This is a genomic window from Bacillus sp. SIMBA_026 (assembly GCF_046535335.1).
In the GTDB taxonomy this organism is placed as follows: Bacteria; Bacillota; Bacilli; order Bacillales; family Bacillaceae; genus Bacillus; species Bacillus velezensis.
In genome coordinates this window covers 1-250 of the sequence record NZ_JAWRWX010000361.1, presented here as the reverse complement: position 1 = coordinate 250, position 250 = coordinate 1, and the positions used below count along the sequence as shown (strand labels likewise).

The following is a 250-nucleotide window of genomic DNA, read 5'->3' as shown; positions in this document are numbered from 1 at the left end:
GGGCGAGGGTTGGACGCAATGTAGAAAGCCAAATTGACGACCGGAATACGTCGATTAACGTATTCCCGTCACGCGCTCGCCAGCGAGATACAACTCTCCGGCGCCGGGGGGGATTGCTCCGGACAACAGCCCGACCAGCGTGCTCTTGCCCGCACCATTCGGGCCAATTACGCACAGAAGATCGCGTGGGCCAATCGTCACGTTGACGTTCTCGACGGCGTGAATGCCACCGAATGCCCGCTGCAGCCCC

1 protein-coding gene is annotated in these 250 nt (G+C 61.2%); it reads right to left on the bottom strand.

The annotated features are described in order from the left end of the window. Window positions 1–54 precede the first annotated feature (54 nt). Window positions 55–250, bottom strand: a 196-nt coding sequence (locus tag SB847_RS21800) for an ATP-binding cassette domain-containing protein (protein ID WP_410578796.1), incomplete at its 5' end; no start/stop codon positions are given.